This is a genomic window from Zobellia barbeyronii (assembly GCF_018603515.1).
In the GTDB taxonomy this organism is placed as follows: Bacteria; Bacteroidota; Bacteroidia; order Flavobacteriales; family Flavobacteriaceae; genus Zobellia; species Zobellia barbeyronii.
In genome coordinates, this window is the sequence record NZ_JACATN010000009.1 from 35555 (window position 1) to 55258 (window position 19704).

Here is a 19704-nt window from a genome sequence, read left to right on the forward strand (position 1 = left end):
ATGTGACTTTAAAAACTTATTTAGCCTGTAGACGGGTTGTACTATGGGTTAAATGGTTTTTAATTTATTACGATAGAATGTTGGGATTTTTGACTTAGGGAGCCAAATTTTCCAACATCTCTTTCGTGGTTTTTTCAAGATCAAATTCTGCTTTCCAACCCCAATCACGTCTTGCTTCTTGATCATCAATACTACTAGGCCAAGAATCAGCTATTGCCTGACGAAAATCTGGTTCATAAGAAATTTTAAAATCAGGAATATGGTTTTGAATACTTTCTGCCATTTGAGAAGGCGTAAAGTTCATAGCAGATAGATTATATGATGAACGCACTTTCACGTTATCGGCATCGGTTTCCATGAGCTGTAAGGTAGCTTTAATAGCATCGTCCATAAACATCATAGGTAACTCGGTATCTTCCTTTAAAAAGCACGTATATGCTTTTTCCGATAATGCTTTGTGGTAGATTTCTACCGCATAATCTGTAGTTCCACCACCAGGCATGGTTTTCCAACTAATTAGTCCGGGGTAACGAATACTTCGTACATCAACTCCAAACTTGTGAAAGTAATAATCGCACCAGCGTTCACCAGATTGTTTACTTATTCCGTACACGGTACTTGGCTCCATTATGGTGCTTTGTAAAGTGTTTTCTTTTGGTGTATTAGGTCCAAAAACGGCAATACTGGAAGGCCAGAATATTTTATCTATTTTTTTCTCTTTTGCTAGGTTAAGGACATTAAAGAGCGAATTCATATTTAAGTTCCAAGCACGCATAGGAAACTTTTCTGCCGTAGCGCTCAACATGGCTGCCATTAGGTAGATTTCGGTAATTTCATAATAGGCTACAATCTCTTCAAGAGCATCATAGTCTGTAGCATCTAAAATCTCAAACGGACCGGAATCCATCAAATTTTCATTGCCCTCGCGAATATCACTGGCAATTACACTTTCATTGCCGTACGTGTCGCGTAGCGCCATGGTTAGCTCAGTACCTATTTGGCCACAAGCACCTATAATCAGAATAGATTTTTCCATTAATATCTCGTTAAATGAATTGGGGAATAAAGATAGCGCTTCTTAAAATTTGTACATTCGCTTTATGAAAAGAATCTTCTTCTTTAGTTTGATGCTAGTATTAACGGTAGCCTGTAAAGAACAGAAACAAGAATTGGTTGTAGAGGATGTTATTGCCCAAGAATTAAGTAATGAAAAATGGGCAAAGAAACTCCCTATTAAGCCAAAAGCCCAAGCAATCCTGGATGATTGGATAGAATTTGCATCTTTTGAAACTAGTTTTGATGCACTTCATACGGTTGCCAATAGAGAAGATTTACGTTTGGTAATTGAGGAAATGATTACCAAGCAAAACCAATTGGAGGAATCAACCTACCCAAAAGAATTCAATATTCCACAAGTAAAAAGTCGTCAAAAAGTATTCAAAACCTACATGCTCAAAGTAAAAGGCGATTTATTTTATAGAATAGATCCAGAGGAATCCATTGTTCAAATGATGGAAGCGTATAACGCTTTTAGAAATCAGTTCAACGTTGTGGTAAATAACACTTTGGATACAGATTTAATTTTAGACTTCTAAAAATAAAAGCCGATCTGTATTAAACAGATCGGCTTTTATAGGGTAAAAGGTAATTGTTATACTACCTCATATTCTGAACTTTTAATTCTTTTTCTTTTTCTTTTTTCCGGTCTCAACAGGAGGAGCTGGAGCTGCTGCTGGAGGATTCTTTCTAGATTCAAGCGCTTGCTTACTCAAGCTAGCCAAGTTAAAATTAGGGTCTATAGCAAGAGCCTCATCTATTTTTGCTATTGCAGCATCTATATCACCGCTATTGTTATCATATATAGTAAGAGCCTTTAAGTGAAGAAATGCAGCTTTTAGAGGAACCTCATAAGGTTGTTGTCTCTCATAGAAAGCATATTTCATATCATCTTTTGCATTGGCCATTCCATAATCAATATTGGTAACAGCCTCAGAATTTGCTCCCGTTTGAATCTTTAGATCAGCAAGTTCATATGCTAAATAAGGGTTAGGAGTTCTTTTAAAAAGTTCTTCAAATTGCTCTAATGCTCGTTTGGGTTGGCCCAATGCTTTTAAAGAAATAGCTTTTACCTGAACGGCCATATCAGAATCTGTTGCTTTCTTCTCAATACCAATGGTATTCAATGCCTGCATATGCTGATTGTTGTTCGCATAGACAAATGCCAAGGTGTCTTTTCTTTGGTCAGAAGGGTCAATTACATTAAGATGGGTAAGCGCACTAATAACGCCGTTTACATCTCCTTGAACTCTCATTTCCTGATAAAAGGCCTCATAATGCTTTTGCAAGTCGCTTTTAGATTGTGCTGTGGCTGAAAAACTGATGCTCAAAAGCAGTACGATAATTAATTTTTTCATGTGTTGCTATTTTACGATTCTATCGTTTTGGTTGCGGTTTGCAAAATTAGCAATATTATTGGTATGTATCTGTGAATAAAAGCATAATGAAAAAGCACGAACAAAAAAAAAGGATGCCCTAGGGCATCCTTTTTATATGGGTTTGGTTGTTTGTACTAAGCAACAAGTGAACTTTCATTGTTTTTATACGATTTTAAAAGCATAGAATAAAGTGCTAAGCTTTTAGGGTCTTGATCAATACATGATACTAAAAAATCATATAAATTTTTAAACCACAGGTTGGTGTGTAACGTGGGAATAGAAAGATTTACCGTGTTAGGGTCATAATCTTTGTCGTCCATAACAATGTCCATCTCAACCCTTCGTCTATGATAATCCATAGAGACGTTTGCTGCATTGTAATGATTTTTTAATATCGATACATGCAACTTTTTCATTTTTGGGGGAACTTTTTGCTTGGTACAGCTTGAAGCAATCAGATTCTTTATTTCTATCAGAATCCGGCTTCTTAGGCCTGAATCTTCCATGGCAAATAGTTTTAATTTATATACCAAAGTTACCTTTTAATCGATGAAATGCACAGTCCATTAACAATTATAGAATTTGTTTGTTGTGAAATGGCGGATAGCTGTGGTGAAAAATACCTACAATGTTGTTGTAAACTTGAAATCTTTAACGTTTGTAAGGTTGTAGGAACGTATGAGTTTGCCTTTTTTGTCTATATCGTTAGCATATTCGGGTAATTTAAGCTTATTCTTAATTGCCTGTAAGCTGTAATATTCCTTTTTACTTGGGTGATAGGGAAATACTGCATTAAATAAATCCTGGCCCCAATTTTCTTTAACAGATTTATAGATGACCTTTATACAATCGTTTAAATGAATTAAGTTGATAGGGGCATTTCCATTTTTTAAGTTTGTTCTTTTGGAGAGCATCGTAACCGGATTTCTATTTGGACCGATCAAACCTCCAAATCGTATGACGGTGGTTTCAAGTTCAGGTTCGTTTTGAAATAACTCTTCACATTCCAAAAGCTGTCTTCCGGATTCGGTTGAAGGTTCAGGTTTGGTGTCTTCAGTTACATCTCCATCAATATCACCATATACAGATGTACTGCTTACGAAAACTATCTTACGAACTGTGGAAGATTTTATAGCCTTCAGTACCAGTTGCATTTTCTTAACGTAGTTCTCTTTGTGCTCACCTCGTAATTTTGGAGGGACGTTTAATATTAAAACATGTGCATGGGTTAAAAATGAATTGATATCTCCAGTTATTTCCGTTTCCGAAAGAGAGATAAGAAAGGGATGAATGCCTTTTGCAGCTAATAGGGAGATTTTATTTTCTGAAGTTGTTGTGCCATTTACTTTATATCCTTTTTCTATAAACTTTTGGGCCAAAGGAAGGCCAAGCCAACCGCAGCCCATAATGGCTATGTTTTTATTCAAATTTGATGGTTTTAGTGGTTATAATAGCATCATTCAGCACAAACGGCATAGGAATACTGGTTTTTGGTCTTTCTGGAACCGTAAAAAGAGGGTGGTTTAAAAGGTTATTGGAAGCTTCGTTAAAGGTGAGCTCAAGAACACTTTCTTTTGGTATGGTTATTTCAAGCTCGGTATAGGCATTGTCCGTTATGTAATGGGTAACCAACTTGCTGGTTTTTCTATCCTTTAAGTAATAGGGAGAAAGCTCAATCTGATTAATTTTTACTTTTTCCAGATGTATACTTTCGGTAAAGATATCCAAACGGTTTACTTCGCGTTGTGGCGTAATGCAAAGTTCTATGGTTCTGCTGTTCCCAATAATTGTATCTCTTGTGGTTTCAATTTTAGGGCCTTCAAGTTCCTTTACTTGTGCATCTGCAGAACGACTAAATAGGGTGTTGTATTTACTGCTAATGGTGTTTTTGTTCAGTTTCTGTTCAGCTTTGTTATCCGTTTCTAAAAAGGCTTTGTTCCAATCAATTAATACTTGGTCGTAACTGGCCCATTTTGCTGTATTTTTATCTGTGTCAAGAAGATAAACTAAACTGCTTGGTTTACCATTTTCAGCATTAAAGCCTGAATGCACATGGGCGTATATCATGGTAACTATAAAAGCGAGTATCCCAAAATAGGCCCACTTTTTTTTGCGTTTATACATCCCGAAGATAGGGAGAAGAAGAAAGAAGATTAGGGTAACGAGTGCTGTGCAGCCTACCATCATCTTGAGACCTAATCCTACAGGAAGGCCTTTAACTAAAGGCGTGTACAACCATATGGCCGGTAATGCTAAAAACACCATAAGAAGTACACTGGGCACTTTTTGATTCAATATTACATACCATGAAGCAAGTAATGCGAATACAGGAATGACAAAGAAACTAGCACCCGGTAAATATTGAGCAACAGCTCCACAAAGTATCAACCATAAAATTAAGGGAGCTACAACTAAATCTGTTGTGGGTATTTTTCTGAATTTATGATATATGCCAAAGCAAATGGCCAAAGAAAGGCATACGAACGTAAAAATATAAGCGTATCCATTGTACGTAAAACCATGTAAAATATCATTGTAATTTGGGTAGATCCATTTTAAAACGGGCCAACTGAAATACCCGATAAGGCCATTAATACCTATGGAAAGAAACAGTGGTACAAAACCAATAAAAACTCCTTTGCCTGTTAAGGTCTTTTTTCTGAATCCGTATACTAGAATACAAACAAACAGGAGAAAGGCTAGCGCTAACATGGGCCAAATCCAATCAAACGGATAAGAGATAACATCAAACAGAGGCATATTAAAATACACGTAGTCGTTTAGGCTTGCTAATTGATCTAGCTCAATAGTACTAAAATGCTCCAGTAAGGGAGCCAAGTAACTGCCTTGGTGTGCTAATGTTTTTTTATCCAGACGCGCATAGGTGTCTTGAGCGGTGTGGTAATCAAAATGGTCGTCTATAAATGCAAAATTAAACCCTTGAATATCCCTGCCTTCCCTAAAAACTGTCAAATCAGTATCGTTCGGAAGCATTTTATAAATACTGTAGTAGAGAGAATTGGCCATGGGGTATTTTGGATTGGCCTTTATAAATTCGCGTATCAAGTGTTGGTTTCCTCTGTTCGTTTCTATGAAAGTATAACTTGGTCCACCGCTACCACGAGCTTCAAAATTAAGGACCAAACCTATATTTTTGGCCCATTTATGTTGGTTTACAAAAAGGTCTGCACCATTCAGACCTAACTCTTCCCCATCTGTAAATAAAATGATAATATCATTTTTAGGCAGCTTTCCTTCGGATAGATAGGCTCTTACACTCTCTAATACGGTAGCAACACCGCTACCGGCATCACTGGCGCCAAAGGAAGAGTGAGGGTGACTATCATAATGAGAAAGAAGAAGTAATGCCTTACCTGTTCCGCTACCTTCTATTTTCGCAATAATATTCTCTGGCTTACTCATGTTTCCCCAATCCCCAATGGTATAACCCGTCTGAAGTGAAGTTTGGAGCCCCATTTTTTCGAGCTCAGAAACAATATACGCCTGTACTTTCTTGTGGGCGGGGAAGCCAATGGCATGGGGTTCTAGAGAGATTTCTTTAACGTGTTTTAGCGCACGATCTGTAGAAAATGAACTAGCAGGTGCAGATGCGTCTTCTTCATAGACCGGCATAGATGTATGAAACCCCCAATATATAGCGGCTAATAGAAGTAGAAAGGAAATGGTGGAGGAAAATCTCTTCATTGGTTAAAGTTCTCAAATTAAAACATAGGATTCTAATAGAAAATCTATTTTGTTGAGCAAGCGTTTTAAATGAATATTTACATATTTTTTATTAAAATAGTAAGAATACAATTAGTAATACGTCGAATAAGTAAATATTCCATTAAAAAATTCACTATCTTTAGTAATTAACCTAACCCGCCGCTAGGCAATAAAAACGAAACTATATGGGAATAAAAAGTTTTCAAGGCCCACGGGCAAAAGTAGATGTAAAGAAAGAATATGACGCGCCCATATTGGTATCAGACTACATGACTAAAAAACTGGTGACTTTTAAACCAGACCAGTCTATTTTAGAAGTTATGGAGCAGTTTACCAAGTATAATATTTCGGGTGGACCTGTCATGGACGACAATGGTTTCTTAGTAGGTATTATCTCTGAGGCCGATTGTATGAAGCAGATTTCTGAAAGCCGATATTTTAACCAGCCTATTCTTGATAAGAGTGTAGAGAAATTTATGACGAAAGAAGTTGAGACCATTCCCCATGATATCTCAATTTTTGATGCTGCTGGTATTTTTGATAAGCACAACAGAAGAAGGCTTCCCGTAATGCAAGACGGTATTTTGGTAGGCCAGATAAGCCGAAAAGATATAGTTGTTGCTGCTTTAAAATTAACAGGTCATAGTTGGTAGTGTCACGTTAACCCCAAACACATTACTGAAAAAAACATGCAATGCTTTCCTCACAAGGGAAGCATTTTTTTTATGGGGAGCTTTAATTACTCTCGTTTCACAATCATATAAAAATCATTGTCTAGTGGCAGATACCCTAGATCATAAACAAAGAAATACACAGAACCTTTTTTTGTGGTGTACAGACTGGTGATGAAATCAAAATCAAAGCCTTTGTCTAGAAGCTTCGCTTTGGTCGTTGTAGTTTTTCCATCCTTTAAGTTGAAGCTATCTAGAATGCGGTAATTCTTTCGCATACGGTTGTTCGTATTACGAATAAGGTTGTTACTATCCTTGTTGGCACTGTTATGATAGGCATTACGGCAGTAATCAGAACAAAATTTCTTGTCTGCTCTTCCCTTAATCTCAGTACCACAATCCAAACACTTTTTTTTCAAACTACTACTTTTTAAAGTTGAAGGCTACCTCTTCGGTAGAACCATCTTCATTATCAATTTGTGCATAGATGTTAATTTCGTTGTCGCTTACTTTTTCAAAAGTAAATCCATCAAAATATACTCGGTCACCATCTACTTTCACCAATTTAAACGAGTGCACTTCATCTTTTTCTTCCCATCCTTTTAAATCGTCATTAAAATGCTTGAGCTCATATACTAAGGTCTTATTTACCTCACGAATATGTCCTAATTCATAAAAAGAGACTTCACCATCAACTACCAACTTAAAAGAGAACATCATAGAACCACCCAGTGGTGGTGTCCAAATTTCTTCTGTAATTCCGCCAAAAGCTTCACCAGTCCAATATCCTTGCATCCAAGAAATATCTTTCAAAGTAGCATGGGGTGGTGTGGTATCTTTAGGAAGGGTAGTGGTGTTTTGAGCCTGAGTAGCCAGAGAAATAAAAAAGAAGGCAAAGATAATGCGGTTCATGTGTTACAAGTTTATAAGTCAGTAAGATACTGATTTATCCGTTTGTAAACGCATTTGCCGGTTTAGGGTTCTATAGATAGGTTGTATTTCTTTAAAAGACCTATAATCCCATCTTTTGAAAAGCGAGCCTTTTTGAGATTGCTTGCTTCTGGGTCTATTACAAAGTTGGTAGCAGTTCTAAAATCTGCTTTTTCAAGGTCTGTACGACCAAAAATAGCACCTTGCAAGTCACAAGAATCAAACACGGCATTTTTTAGAATTGCCTCTGTAAAATCCGTTTCAACCATTTTACAAGAAATAAATTGCTGCTTTAACAGCGTTAGCCCATAGAAAGAAGTGTAATTTAAATTGCAATCGTTAAAACTAAAGTCTATTAAAAATGTATTACAATCTTCAAATTTAAGTCCCATCATTTTACAATGAGAAAATGAAACTTCTTTAAAAGTGGTATGTCGAATGTTAGCATTGCTTAAATTACAATCTATAAACTCACACTCCATAAAGTTCTGATTGTCTAGATAGGCATCAGCAAAATTACAGCCTTCAAAAACGCAGTTTTCGTACTCTCCTTTGGCCAGTTTACTGCCCGTAAAATCTTTGGATATGTAGGATTGGTCAGTAATAAAAGGCTTGTCCATAGGAGGGTACTAGAATTAGTAGTTCGCAATTTCCTGAAAGGAAATTTAATATCCTAAATTAATCCGCACGTTCAACCTCGCTCTCCAATTTTAATACCTCGCTACCATCATCCTGTTTGATGTAAAGTGCCTTATCATCTTTTGATCCGTTGCGTGTAATTTCATTGCCTTCAATTTTCCGGGTAACTGATTTTTCATAGGTGTTTTCTACTTTCCCTTTGGCGGTGCCAGAACCCCATTTCCATTTTACTTCTGTTCCTTTTCTAATCATTGCTTTTGTATAAAGTTATTACCTACAAGAAATAAAAAAGTAAATATATCTAAGGAAACAGAAAGAAGAAATTGTGACGCAATCAAAAATTTTAATTGTGTGAAGTTTATAGTTTCTTTTAAGTCATGTACTCGTTAACCCTGTTGTTTTCTGTATGTTAAAAATATGCCGCCTTATTTGTCCCCTCTTAAAGACCTCATTTTCCACCTCGGTTGTTTTATAGTTGTAGTTCTTTGAAACAGAAACTAATAACTCAATTATTATGAAAAAAACCGAACTTAAATTAAGGACATTAATACATAGCAAAGCCTTGCTGTGTTGTATGTTACTTTTAACAGGCTTCACCGTTGCGGCCCAAAACTCAATTAGCGGTACGGTGTCCGATGCTAATGGACCATTGCCTGGGGCCAATGTAATAGTAAAAGGAACCAATAACGGTGCTCAAGCCGATTTTGATGGGAATTTTACATTGACGAATGTTGCTAATAATGCTTCTTTATCTTTTAGTTATGTAGGATTCAAGACTAAAGAAGTTGCTTTAAATGGGCAAACTGTAATTAATGTCACCCTAGAAGAAGATGCAGAATCTTTAGATGAGGTTGTTGTAGTTGGTTACGGAACTCAGAAGAAAAGTGATTTGACCGGAGCGGTAGCAGTTGTAAAGGGTGAAAAGGTGAATATTGCACCTACCCCGAGTCTAACGCAAAACTTATCAGGTAAATTACCGGGTGTAATCACCAGACAAACAACGGGTAAACCTGGTGCAGATGGGGGAGACTTTTTAATTAGAGGTAAAAGTACTTTTGGAAACAACAGCGCCCTTATTTTGGTTGATGGTGTAGAGCGTAGTATTGATAGGATAGATCCAAATGCTATTGAAAGTATTACGGTTTTAAAAGATGCTGCTTCTGCAGCTATTTATGGAGCGCGAGCTGCAAACGGAGTGGTTTTGGTAACTACTAAGCGTGGTACAAATGGTGCACCAAGCATAAGCTATAATAGTTCTTTTGGTTTTCAATCTGCCGTTCAGGTGCCAGAAATGCTTAATGCTGGTGAGTTTGCCCAATATTTTAATGAAGCAAGCTTAAACAGTGGAGACAATCCTGCTTTTACGGACCAACAAGTACAACAGTACCAAAACGGAACTTTAGCTAGTACCGATTGGTGGGGAGAAGTGATTCGTAAATCGGCTCCAATACAACAGCAAGGAATTACTGTAAGTGGTGGTGGTGAAAGAGTACGCTATTTTACTAGTTTGGCCATGTTGGACCAAAAAGGATTATATGAGACTTCTTCTTTTAAAAGATATAATGTAAGGGCCAATATAGATATTGATTTAACGGATAGATTTTCGTTAGGAATAGATTTGGCAGGTAGAAAAGAAAAAATAGGGGACTCTAGTAATTCTCCGTTTAACTCTCTATTAAATTCTCAGCCAACATCACCTGCTTATGTTCCGGATAGTGTTGAACCGGGTGGGTTAGGTTATAATGGTGTTAATATCAACCCTATTGGTGAGGCCATAAATTCGGGTTATACAAGAACCAATTGGAACGTTTTTCAAGGAAACTTTAAATTAAAATATGATATACCTATAGAAGGCTTATCAACTACTTTTAAGTATAACTATGACCATTCTTTCAAAAATGAAAAGGAATTTAACGAGCCTTATACATTTTACGTATCCGATCCAGTAAATAACATTTACACACCGTTTACAAGTATTTCCAATATCACTTTAACCGAAGGTTATGATGAGATCGTACAGGAGACTACACAGTTCTTTGTTAATTATGACAGGGAATTTGGGAAACATAATTTAGGAGCCTTATTTGTTTATGAAAAAGTAGATAACGAAAGGAAAAACATAGAAGCAGGCCGTCAAGGTTTTGTTTCGCCATCCATAGATCAATTGTTTGCTGGTGGAGCAACTGGGCAAACTTCAGATGGTGGCTCTTCAGAAAGTGCAAGACAGGGATATATTGGCCGCTTAACATATAGTTATGCAAATAAGTATTTATTTCAGGCCAATGTAAGACATGATGGTTCTTATAATTTTCCAAAAGATAAGAGATGGGGTACTTTTCCAGCTTTCTCTGTGGGATGGAAAATTTCTGAAGAAAGCTTTTTGTCTGGTGTAGATGCTATAGAAACACTAAAAATAAGAGCCTCTTGGGGTAAGTTTGGTAACGATAGAGTAGATCCTTTTCAATATTTATCTGGGTATACCTTTAATTCAGGGTCAGTTATAGGAACGTCTGGTGCGTATAGACCGGGTATCCAAGATACTGGTATTCCAAACCCTAATATTACATGGGAAACGGCAACTGCTAAAAACCTTGGTTTGGATTTTAGTTTATGGAAAGGTCGCCTTTCTGGTGAGTTCGATATTTTCAGTAAAAGAACCGAAGATATTTTGATAGCTAGAAACGCCTCTATACCTGAAAGTTTTGGTGCCAGTTTGCCTAAAGAAAACTTAGGTATTGTAGACAACAAAGGTTTTGAATTGGCTTTGAGATACAAAGGTACCATTGGAGAGAATTTTAGATTTGAGGTATCTCCTAATATGACCAAGGCTACTAGTGAAGTTATTTTTATAGATGAGCCTACTGATGTAGAAGATAGAATCCGTAAAACAGGTAGACCTTTTGATCAATTATATGGGTACACTTCTGCAGGTCTTTTTAAATCTCAAGAAGAAATAAATGCATGGCCAGATCAAGATGGTCAAGGCAACGCATCTCTAAAGACGGGTGATATTAAATATGAAGACATTAATAATGATGATGTTATTGATGGTTTTGATGTTCAACAGATCGGTAAGAGTGTTATTCCAGAGATTGTATATGGTTTAAACCTGTCAATGGCTTACAAAGGCTTTGATTTAAATGCCAGCTTTCAAGGTGCAACGGATTTTAATAGCTATGCCTACATAGGAGCTTTTAGTCTTGGGTCTAACGCTATTCGCGGAAGGGTTTTGGATTCGTACAGAGAAGGAAATGAGAATGCGGCTTTTCCAAGAACCTATTTTAACACACCACCAAATAATGAGCGTACCTCTACTTTTTGGATGATAGATGGTTCTTATTTAAAGTTGAGAAATGTAGAAGTAGGTTATAATTTACCTGATGAAGTAATGGATAAATTGGGAATTGAATCTATTCGCTTCTTTGTTTCTGGAAACAACCTTTTGACATTTTCTAAATATGATTTCTATGATCCAGAACGACCTTCTGAGGAAAGTGGAAACTCTCTTTACTATCCGCAGTTAAGACGTGTAAACCTTGGTTTTAGTGTAAACTTTTAAAATTATAAAAATGAAAAGGATAAAAATATATACATCTCTGATCGTAATTTTTGCTTTTGCGATTTCATGTGAAGATGGGTTTTTAGAAAGAGAACCGCTAGATATTATTAGTGAAGATGTGGTCTATAATGATCAAGGTTATGTAGAATCTGTTCTATATAGATTGTATAATTATATGCCTGTAGGTTTCCCTGGAAGAGGGCAAACAAATCACCCAGGAAAGGATGCAAACGGTTTTTCATCCATTTTAGATAACAATACGGATATAGCCATGACCAAAAGTGGTTGGATAGAATCATGGAAAGTGATTCGTCCGGGTCTGATAGATCCTACCAATAATCCGTTAGATAACTGGGGTGTACTGTACAAAGGAATTTTTCTTGCGAATACTATTCTTTCCAATATTGAAGAGAGTGAGTTAGATGCCGATGTTAAAACTAGGATCACAGCGGAGGCAAGATTTGTAAAAGCCTTTCAATATTTTGATTTGGCAAGAAGATATGGAGCGGTACCCTTAATCAAAGAGTTGCAATCTATAGATGATGACTTATTGTTGGCCAGAACGCCAGTAGATGAGATATACGCATATGTAGACGAAGAGTTTACTGCTGCAGTGGCAGATTTACCATCCGTATCCGAACTTCCGGATTCGGAAATTGGTAGAGCTACAAAAGAAGCTGCATGGGCTTTTAACGGTAGAGCACAATTGTTCGCTAAGAACTATGCGCGTTCCGCAGAATTGTCAAAAGCAGTTATTGATGGTGGCGGTTATACGTTGTCTTCAGACTATGAAGGATTGTTCCAAACTTATGGCGGAGATCCAGAAGTTATTTTTGAGGTGCTTTTTAATGGAACCGATAAAGGACACGGAATGGATAAGGTTATGTTGCCTTTTAGCTATAGAGCAGATTGGGGTTCACAGTGTAACCCAACTCAAGAATTTGTAGATAGTTATGAAATGGCCAATGGTCTAGCTATTACAGATCCTGCATCAGGCTTTAATCCTTTAAAACCTTATGAAGGAAGAGATTCAAGATTTTATGCCACGGTGTTGTTTCAAGGGGCTGAATTTATGGGCAGAGAAATGGATGTAATCTTTCCTGATGGCGTAGATGCTCCTCTAAGAACAGGTTTACATTCTATAACCGGTTATTACATTAAAAAGTTCATGGATCAAAGCGCACCTTTTGGTGTTGATTTTGGACAAAGTAAACAAAGTTGGATAGAGATGAGGTTGGCAGAAGTTTTACTTAATTATGCCGAAGCACAGAATGAAGTTTCAGGGCCGGACGCGTCAGTATATGCTGCTATGAATAGCGTACGTACTAGAGCTGGTCAGCCAGATTTAGCAATGGGACTTACTAAAGCAGATATGTTCGATGCTATTGTACACGAACGAAAAATAGAATTGGCACTAGAAGGCCACCGTTTTTGGGATTTGAAACGATGGAATATGGGCGTAGAAGTATTGAATAATAAGATTTTTACGGGTATGAAAGTATTGAGCGTAGATCCTGTAACAGGTGAGATGGAACTAGAGCCATTCCCTGTAGACAATAGGCCTGCTACTATCTACTCAGAAAAGTTTAATCTGTTTCCTATTCCTCAAGGCGAGATTGAAAAGAATCCAAATTTACTCCCACAGAATCCGGGATATTAGTATTTATAAAGTTTGTTAGTTGAGTAAGTGAGTAGTAAAAGGGTTGCAGAATATTTCTGCAGCCCTTATTTATGTCTAAAGGTTTTTATACTCTGAATTTCTTGTGATATAGAAATATGAAATGGGTTAAAGGCGTTATTTCCCTCTAAAGTAATCGTTTATGTCATATGATGAAAATGCAGAATTGGGAGCCCAATTAAGTGGGATGTGTTTTAGTAACCGTTTAACAACGTTATCATATTTTACTTTCTCTGCTAGATTGTACCACTCGTTGGGGTCTTTCTTCATGTCATAAAGTTCAAGGGAACCATCTTCATATTGCGTTAATCTATAGCGATCGCCTCTAACCACTACATTTTTATTTCCATAGAAACTAAGTGCTGGGTGTTCCCATGTTAGGTTGGGTTCTTCTATAAATCTGGTTAATGAACGTCCATCAAGTTGTTCTAAAGCGGGTAGTTTACACATATCAACCAAGGTCGGGTAAATATCTATAAGACCAACTGGAGAGCTACATATTTTGCCACCCTTAGCTTCTATTTCTTTGAATATTAAGATAGACCGTGTATCTCGTTCCCATAAAGCGTGTTTGGCTACCCTGTTTTTTTCGCCAAGGTCGTAACCATGATCGGACCACAGAACAATTATAGTATTGTTTTTATAATTAGATTTTTCTAGAGCGTCAAGCACCTTTCCTACTTGTGCGTCGGCAAAGGCAACGGTTGCCGAATATGCTTGTATGACCTCTTTCCATTGCTTCCATTCTATTAACTCCTCGGTCGTAGGCATCATAGGTACCTCGGCAACTTTTTGAGCCATAAGAGGAATGTCATCAAAGTCGTCCTTATTATATGGAGGTGTTTCAATATCTTCTAAGGGAAACATATCAAACCACTTCTGCGGCACATGCCATGGAACGTGAGGTTTGTTAAAACCAACGGCTAAGAAAAATGGCTGATCATGTTTTTGTTGTAATTTATCTACAGCCCATTGCGCTATTTTATAATCGCCCATTAAACTATCATTTTCTGGATAGGCGCCCCAATCGGTATAAGTGGTTCCTTTTTTCTGCGGTAGCTTAGTGGGGTCGTAATTCATTCTTTCAGGTGGTCTAAGTCCGTCTAAATTAAAATAACCACCATATTCTTGGAAAGTCTGCGCGGCATCACCACCATGATAAATTTTACCAACCGCCATGGTTTTATAACCGTTTTTTTCAAAGTAATCTGGTATAAATATGGCGTTCTTAGTTGCTTTGCTGCTCTTTTTTATATTTTCATCGTGAACCTGTAAATAGTTTCCTGAAGTAGAAGGATAAAGTCCGGTCATGACACTTGCTCTGGAAGGACCGCAAAGAGGTGCTTGGGAATGGGCATTGTTAAATAGCAATCCACTTTTTGCCAACTTATCTATATTGGGTGTGGGTATACTAACCGTACCGTTCATACAGTTTACGTAATCATTTAAATCATCAATGGCTATAAATAGCACATTAGGCCTTTCTTGAGCTAATGAAAATTGTAAAACAAATAGTAATAAGACCGTGTGGGAAAATAATAGTTTCATGTAATTTTTGCTTAGTAATAATGAGTGGTGTGAGAATTAAAGAAACTTCATTTCAATTATCTTTCTTTTTGCTAACCTTCCTATTATCCTCACATTAATTTTTGGAGCTCTTCCATAAATTGTCCCACATGATAACCATCTACAAGCGCATGGTGCACGTGAACGGAAACAGGCATAAATAATTTACCATTATCGGAAGTCATTTTCCCAAAAGCTATTTTTGGGCAACTATCTGGATGGGCATAATGTCTAGCGTGTGAAATTGAAGTGAAATCTATCCAAGGAATAGCAGAGCAGTGTATAACATTCTCTCCGGATTCATCAGGCATAAGTCGGTTTGAGTTTCTTACTTTTTCTATTGCAGCAAGGGCCAAAGCAAGAAAGTCTTCAAAATTTTCACGATACTTTAAATGTGAAAAGCCAAAAGTGCCATTTTCTCTATTTATAGTTGGTGAGGCATCTACGGTTTCATATTCATACAATTTGCCATCAACAATACGGTATCTGAACTGAACAGTTCTGTTTACGGCAACCAAAGATTTGTGTAAATAAGACAAAAAGAAAGAATCTCCCTTTTTTTTTGCTGTATTGTAGGTTTTGGTACAATCTACTTTAGCAGTTATACCATAAAATGGTTCATCAAATTTTGAAAAGAATTCAAAATGGTCTTTCCTATACCAAGTCTCAACATTAATCTCTTTACGCATAGTACGTTTTTGGGGAGTAGATATATTTCGTTTTGGAAAAATAATCAATGTAGAGGAATCTGAGTAAAGAGATGCTTTGTTTTTTTATTTGAGTTGGAATTTTACAGAAGTGATTTATGTAGAAGAACCGTTATTTCATTAGCTGTAAATGATCAGCTTTTCTGCAGGGTAATAAAAACATAGGTTATAATTTCCTAAGGATTTAGCTTGCTTCAAGCAAGTCTTCAATACTTTTCTTTCAATTTTATATAAAAAGTGATTTTTGTTAGTTCACAGGTATAGTCTTCATCTTACACCTTAAGTAGGGTGCGCGCTTAATAGAACTCAGGCCTGAGCAGTTATCGCTACTTCTTTTTCTCCATTAGTCTTTTTCAGAGCTTTTTGAAAACATGATAAATGTCATTTAAACTTCGTTGTAAGTATCTTATTTTTAAGGTATTAAATCAATAAATTATGGAACTCAAAAAAAACCCACAAGCAGATTTGAACCGAAATAGTGGCCTGTATTTTGTAATTGGCCTAACCCTAGTTCTCTTAGTTGTTTGGAGAGCTTTGGAATATAAAACTTATGATACTCAAACCGAATATGTTCAGGTTATGGATATTCCAGACGAGTTAAATGAAGATATACCTATAACAAAAGCGCTTAATACGCCTCCACCACCTCCACCACCATTAGCACCGGAGATTATAGAGATTGTAGAAGATGCTTCTGAAGTAGAGGAGACTATTATAGAAAGCAGCGAGATTAACCAAAACACTGTTATTCAAGAAGAAATTGCTGTAAACGATGTAGAGGTTGCAGAAGAAGAGGAAGATGTTTCTGTACCGTTCGCTATTATTGAAAACGTACCTGTGTTTCCTGGTTGCGAAAGCATGGTGACCAATGCAGATAAGAAAGCTTGTTTTCAAAAAATGATTCAAGAGCATGTAAAAAAAGAGTTTACATACCCTGCAGGAGCATTAGAATTACACATTCAAGGTAAGGTATTTGTCTATTTTGTTATAGATCAAAAGGGCTTCATTACCGGTATTAAAACAAGAGGACCGGACAAGAGTTTAGAGCAAGAAGCTTCTCGTATTGTAGCTGCACTGCCTAAAATGCAACCTGGCAGACAACGTGGCAATAATGTTAAAGTGCCTTACAGTATTCCCATTAATTTTAAAATGGAGATGTAGTAGATTATGAACTCTTAGTTCTTTTAAAGTTTAAAGAACACAAAGAAGTTCAACAAAGACCATAGAAGCTTTAAGCAAAGACTTATTCGCGACTATGGTCTTTGTTTTGTTTGAATATATTTTGTACTTAATTAATGGCGTGAGCAAAGATTAGTATTGCTAGGCATTGAGCGTATTTAGTTTAAAGACCTACAGGAGAATTGACTTATTTTTCTTCCTCTACATTCTTTTTATATTCATTAATAACCTTCAAGGATTTATCTAGATCATTGTTTGAAACCATAACTTTTACTTGAATAGCACCACCAGGTAACGAAGAAAATGTATTTAGACTCGCCATAATTCCGTCTTTCACATAGGACTCAATTTGCTCGTTTTCCAAAAGATTAAGCGGACTTACCTCCCTATTTGCTGTAGCTAGTGTTGGTGAACGTTTTTATTCCGACGTTGCTATTAAGTTAGAGTTTTCTGAAGTTAGATCGGCAATTATTTGAACCACTTTCTTAGACCATAACATTTTAAAATGTCCGGTACCCTCTATTTCTATGAAGTCCGAATTTTGAATACTTGCACTAACTTTCTTAGAAGTATTAATGGGGATTATTTTGTCTGCTTTATCGTGAATAAATGTAACAAGCTTTGTTTCGATGTCCTTTACAAATCGGCTGGCTTTGAGAGTTATGGGTTCATATTCAGATGTTTTCCGGACTTTATTAATAAGCAATTTGGTTGTTTTAGGGTTAAGTCCAAAATGTAAAACTGCAGCTCCAATAAATTCCAAGAACCTATTTGGTGTTGTGAGGATTATTAATTGCTGGATTTTATATTTTAAACTGGACATGGCCAATAAAGCAAAGACGCTGCCCATTGAATGGGTAATTACTAGGTCGTATTTTTCTTTTTGTAAAAAGAGCTTTACTAAGTCGGAGATTTCAAAAAAGCTTGTTCTTCTCCTAGTGCTGTTTCCATGGCATGGAGCATCAAAACTAATAACCTCATACCCATTTTCGATTAATTTGGGGATAATTGCTCCAAAATTTGCAGCTCTACCTCCCCATCCGTGAATAACGAGAGCTTTTTTGTTTCCATTACCCCATTTGAACACCTTGATGTCAAATTTTCTGAATTTAATTGAGCTTTTTCTAGCCTCCCCTAAAATCGATTTTTCAAAAGATCGTATTTTTCGGTTTTTCGGTTTTGAAATGAACTTAAATGCGACTTTTGCCGTTAATTTCGGGGATATTCTTTGAAGAACCCCGACTACCTTTTTTAAATTCATATTTATTTGATTAGATTTTTTTTTGGTAAACAGCGGTTTAGCTATTAAAATTATGGGAACAAACTAGCGTTTGCTTTCCGCCACTCATATAGCAAAATCTTTAAGATTTTCCGGACTTTATAAAAATACACAAACCTTCTGATTAAGCCCGTATTGTTTATAGGTTGTATTTTACACAGTTATTTCTCCAGATAGTTTTTAAAATCCAATATTTCGGACAAATAGATTTCATTTAAATACTCATTATAAAAATCGTCACGTTTATAGGTTATGTTTCCCTCTGCCTTTAAGATATGTACTTTTGCAAGTTTGACTTCTCCTATTTTATCATATGCTTTCGCCATACCGAAATGGGCTTCACAGACATTTTCTGATTGTGCTAAAGCTCTTTTAAATTCAAGGATTGCTTTTTCGAAATTATCCATTTTAAATTCACAAATGCCCAAATAAACAAAGGTTTGAACATCTGCCCAATCTTCTTTTTGGTTTTTAATGGAACGGTTGAAATATTCAATTGCTTCGTCATACTCTTTGTTTCCAAAATAACATTCCCCTCGTAAAAAGTCAATGTCTTCGCCCCATGGCGCATCAACTACATTTTGTGTCATATTATCAAGCTGTTCAAAGTCCGCTAATGCTTTATCAAAATCCCTTAGTTTTCTCAATCTTATCCAACCACGATAGCCTAAATGTAATTCTGGATTTAATTCAACTGCCTTATCCAAATATTCAAAACCTTGCTGAAAATCCCCAGATTTGTTAAAGTGCACAGAACGCTCCATCCAAGCGTTACTATTAGTCGGGTCATATTCAATGGCGCTTTCATAATCCATGAAATCAACAAACAAATCTGATTTTTTTCTGTCACTTTTGGAATTCCACCATATAGTCGCTCCAATTGCGGAAAATAAAAGCAGTAGACCTATAAAAACCGCTATATATTTAAAAAATTTCTTCAATTTTTCCGTCTTTTATTTTAATCCGAATTAAACTAAAGTTTTCATAATCTCTATCTCTTTTCCATCCTTTCAGCCCTAATGTTATACTTTCTAATTTTTTAAGAAGTTCTCCATTATTGAATTCAATATTGTTGTAATCCTCGTCAATTTGAAAGGATTTGATCTCAGAGAATTGTCCATTTTTGGATAAAAGCCTGCGAATAGTAATAAATCCATTGCGCGGCGTAATGTCCGATTCAGACATTTTAATTTCCTGAAATGCTATTCTCAATGGTATGTTTTCTCCTACTAAATTATTCGTTTCCTTTTCTTGAGAAAGAGCAAACAATGGTAGGATGACTATTATTATAAAAATGTTCTTCATTGTGGTGTGACAACAGTTGCATAAACTGAC

General features: G+C 36.3%; 20 protein-coding genes. 5 read left to right on the forward strand and 15 right to left on the reverse strand.

The window, feature by feature from the left end:
- Positions 1-94 precede the first annotated feature (94 nt).
- The gene (locus tag HW347_RS20100) at positions 95-1036 is read right to left on the reverse strand and encodes an NAD-dependent epimerase/dehydratase family protein (protein ID WP_214613513.1); all 942 of its coding nucleotides are present in this window, start codon (positions 1034-1036) and stop codon (positions 95-97) included.
- 64 nt (positions 1037-1100) lie between these two features.
- Here HW347_RS20100 and HW347_RS20105 point away from each other — a divergent pair, with 64 nt between their 5' ends.
- The gene (locus HW347_RS20105) at positions 1101-1595 is read left to right on the forward strand and encodes a hypothetical protein (RefSeq protein WP_214613514.1); all 495 of its coding nucleotides are present in this window, start codon (positions 1101-1103) and stop codon (positions 1593-1595) included.
- A gap of 81 nt (positions 1596-1676) precedes the next feature.
- Here HW347_RS20105 and HW347_RS20110 read toward each other — a convergent pair whose 3' ends face one another.
- The 4 genes from HW347_RS20110 to HW347_RS20125 form a co-directional block, all read right to left on the reverse strand.
- The gene (locus HW347_RS20110) at positions 1677-2414 is read right to left on the reverse strand and encodes a hypothetical protein (RefSeq protein WP_214613515.1); all 738 of its coding nucleotides are present in this window, start codon (positions 2412-2414) and stop codon (positions 1677-1679) included.
- Positions 2415-2569: 155 nt separating this feature from the next.
- On the reverse strand, positions 2570-2941 hold the full coding sequence (locus HW347_RS20115; RefSeq protein ID WP_214613516.1) for a hypothetical protein: 372 nt from the start codon (positions 2939-2941) through the stop codon (positions 2570-2572).
- Between the two features lie 117 nt (positions 2942-3058).
- Complete coding sequence (locus HW347_RS20120; RefSeq protein ID WP_214613517.1) at positions 3059-3862, reverse strand: NAD(P)H-binding protein; 804 nt, start codon at positions 3860-3862, stop codon at positions 3059-3061.
- Positions 3855-6140 carry a M28 family peptidase gene (locus HW347_RS20125; protein WP_214613518.1) on the reverse strand — a complete coding sequence of 762 codons (2286 nt, stop codon included), beginning with the start codon at positions 6138-6140 and terminating at the stop codon, positions 3855-3857. The genes HW347_RS20120 and HW347_RS20125 overlap by 8 nt, the downstream gene beginning before the upstream one ends.
- A 206-nt stretch (positions 6141-6346) precedes the next feature.
- On the opposite strand from HW347_RS20125, the gene HW347_RS20130 reads away from it, so the two are divergent.
- Positions 6347-6814 (forward strand): CBS domain-containing protein, encoded by a 468-nt coding sequence (locus HW347_RS20130; RefSeq protein ID WP_155595056.1) that lies wholly within the window; start codon positions 6347-6349, stop codon positions 6812-6814.
- An 86-nt stretch (positions 6815-6900) separates the two neighbouring features.
- On the opposite strand, the gene HW347_RS20135 is transcribed toward HW347_RS20130, so the two are convergent.
- The 4 genes from HW347_RS20135 to HW347_RS20150 all read right to left on the reverse strand — a co-directional run bounded on the left by HW347_RS20135 (position 6901) and on the right by HW347_RS20150 (position 8653).
- Entirely contained in the window at positions 6901-7251 is a 351-nt protein-coding gene (locus HW347_RS20135) for a hypothetical protein (RefSeq protein WP_194532872.1), read from the reverse strand.
- Positions 7252-7255: 4 nt separating this feature from the next.
- A complete protein-coding gene (locus tag HW347_RS20140; protein ID WP_214613519.1) occupies positions 7256-7744 on the reverse strand; it encodes a DUF6265 family protein in 489 nt (162 codons plus the stop codon).
- Positions 7745-7806: 62 nt separating this feature from the next.
- On the reverse strand, positions 7807-8382 hold the full coding sequence (locus HW347_RS20145; RefSeq protein ID WP_214613520.1) for a pentapeptide repeat-containing protein: 576 nt from the start codon (positions 8380-8382) through the stop codon (positions 7807-7809).
- 58 nt (positions 8383-8440) lie between these two features.
- The gene (locus HW347_RS20150) at positions 8441-8653 is read right to left on the reverse strand and encodes a hypervirulence associated TUDOR domain-containing protein (RefSeq protein WP_214613521.1); all 213 of its coding nucleotides are present in this window, start codon (positions 8651-8653) and stop codon (positions 8441-8443) included.
- Between the two features lie 322 nt (positions 8654-8975).
- Here HW347_RS20150 and HW347_RS20155 point away from each other — a divergent pair, with 322 nt between their 5' ends.
- Together HW347_RS20155 and HW347_RS20160 are read left to right on the forward strand one after the other, a co-directional pair.
- The gene (locus HW347_RS20155) at positions 8976-11960 is read left to right on the forward strand and encodes a SusC/RagA family TonB-linked outer membrane protein (protein ID WP_214613522.1); all 2985 of its coding nucleotides are present in this window, start codon (positions 8976-8978) and stop codon (positions 11958-11960) included.
- A 10-nt stretch (positions 11961-11970) separates the two neighbouring features.
- Entirely contained in the window at positions 11971-13620 is a 1650-nt protein-coding gene (locus HW347_RS20160) for a RagB/SusD family nutrient uptake outer membrane protein (protein WP_214613523.1), read from the forward strand.
- 135 nt (positions 13621-13755) lie between these two features.
- Here HW347_RS20160 and HW347_RS20165 read toward each other — a convergent pair whose 3' ends face one another.
- The gene (locus HW347_RS20165; RefSeq protein ID WP_214613524.1) at positions 13756-15186 is read right to left on the reverse strand and encodes a sulfatase; all 1431 of its coding nucleotides are present in this window, start codon (positions 15184-15186) and stop codon (positions 13756-13758) included.
- Positions 15187-15275: 89 nt separating this feature from the next.
- On the reverse strand, positions 15276-15893 hold the full coding sequence (locus HW347_RS20170) for a chloramphenicol acetyltransferase (protein ID WP_214613525.1): 618 nt from the start codon (positions 15891-15893) through the stop codon (positions 15276-15278).
- Positions 15894-16346: 453 nt separating this feature from the next.
- Here HW347_RS20170 and HW347_RS20175 point away from each other — a divergent pair, with 453 nt between their 5' ends.
- Positions 16347-17072 carry an energy transducer TonB gene (locus tag HW347_RS20175; protein WP_155595047.1) on the forward strand — a complete coding sequence of 242 codons (726 nt, stop codon included), beginning with the start codon at positions 16347-16349 and terminating at the stop codon, positions 17070-17072.
- Between the two features lie 205 nt (positions 17073-17277).
- On the opposite strand, the gene HW347_RS20180 is transcribed toward HW347_RS20175, so the two are convergent.
- The 4 genes from HW347_RS20180 to HW347_RS20195 form a co-directional block, all read right to left on the reverse strand.
- Positions 17278-17454: a putative signal transducing protein gene (locus HW347_RS20180; protein WP_214613526.1), complete on the reverse strand. Its 177-nt coding sequence runs from the start codon at positions 17452-17454 to the stop codon at positions 17278-17280.
- A 54-nt stretch (positions 17455-17508) separates the two neighbouring features.
- Complete coding sequence (locus HW347_RS20185; protein ID WP_214613527.1) at positions 17509-18351, reverse strand: alpha/beta fold hydrolase; 843 nt, start codon at positions 18349-18351, stop codon at positions 17509-17511.
- 179 nt (positions 18352-18530) lie between these two features.
- A complete protein-coding gene (locus tag HW347_RS20190) occupies positions 18531-19310 on the reverse strand; it encodes a tetratricopeptide repeat protein (protein ID WP_214613528.1) in 780 nt (259 codons plus the stop codon).
- Positions 19294-19674: a hypothetical protein gene (locus HW347_RS20195; RefSeq protein ID WP_214613529.1), complete on the reverse strand. Its 381-nt coding sequence runs from the start codon at positions 19672-19674 to the stop codon at positions 19294-19296. The genes HW347_RS20190 and HW347_RS20195 overlap by 17 nt, the downstream gene beginning before the upstream one ends.
- Between the last annotated feature and the right edge of the window lie 30 nt (positions 19675-19704).

Coding starts and splice junctions, on each gene's coding strand:
- HW347_RS20100 (WP_214613513.1), bottom strand. CDS start 1,036: ATGGAAAAATCTATTCTGATTATAGGTGCTTGTGGCCAAATAGGTACT.
- HW347_RS20105 (WP_214613514.1), top strand. CDS start 1,101: ATGAAAAGAATCTTCTTCTTTAGTTTGATGCTAGTATTAACGGTAGCC.
- HW347_RS20110 (WP_214613515.1), bottom strand. CDS start 2,414: ATGAAAAAATTAATTATCGTACTGCTTTTGAGCATCAGTTTTTCAGCC.
- HW347_RS20115 (WP_214613516.1), bottom strand. CDS start 2,941: ATGGAAGATTCAGGCCTAAGAAGCCGGATTCTGATAGAAATAAAGAAT.
- HW347_RS20125 (WP_214613518.1), bottom strand. CDS start 6,140: ATGAAGAGATTTTCCTCCACCATTTCCTTTCTACTTCTATTAGCCGCT.
- HW347_RS20130 (WP_155595056.1), top strand. CDS start 6,347: ATGGGAATAAAAAGTTTTCAAGGCCCACGGGCAAAAGTAGATGTAAAG.
- HW347_RS20140 (WP_214613519.1), bottom strand. CDS start 7,744: ATGAACCGCATTATCTTTGCCTTCTTTTTTATTTCTCTGGCTACTCAG.
- HW347_RS20145 (WP_214613520.1), bottom strand. CDS start 8,382: ATGGACAAGCCTTTTATTACTGACCAATCCTACATATCCAAAGATTTT.
- HW347_RS20150 (WP_214613521.1), bottom strand. CDS start 8,653: ATGATTAGAAAAGGAACAGAAGTAAAATGGAAATGGGGTTCTGGCACC.
- HW347_RS20155 (WP_214613522.1), top strand. CDS start 8,976: ATGTTACTTTTAACAGGCTTCACCGTTGCGGCCCAAAACTCAATTAGC.
- HW347_RS20160 (WP_214613523.1), top strand. CDS start 11,971: ATGAAAAGGATAAAAATATATACATCTCTGATCGTAATTTTTGCTTTT.
- HW347_RS20165 (WP_214613524.1), bottom strand. CDS start 15,186: ATGAAACTATTATTTTCCCACACGGTCTTATTACTATTTGTTTTACAA.
- HW347_RS20170 (WP_214613525.1), bottom strand. CDS start 15,893: ATGCGTAAAGAGATTAATGTTGAGACTTGGTATAGGAAAGACCATTTT.
- HW347_RS20175 (WP_155595047.1), top strand. CDS start 16,347: ATGGAACTCAAAAAAAACCCACAAGCAGATTTGAACCGAAATAGTGGC.
- HW347_RS20185 (WP_214613527.1), bottom strand. CDS start 18,351: ATGAATTTAAAAAAGGTAGTCGGGGTTCTTCAAAGAATATCCCCGAAA.
- HW347_RS20195 (WP_214613529.1), bottom strand. CDS start 19,674: ATGAAGAACATTTTTATAATAATAGTCATCCTACCATTGTTTGCTCTT.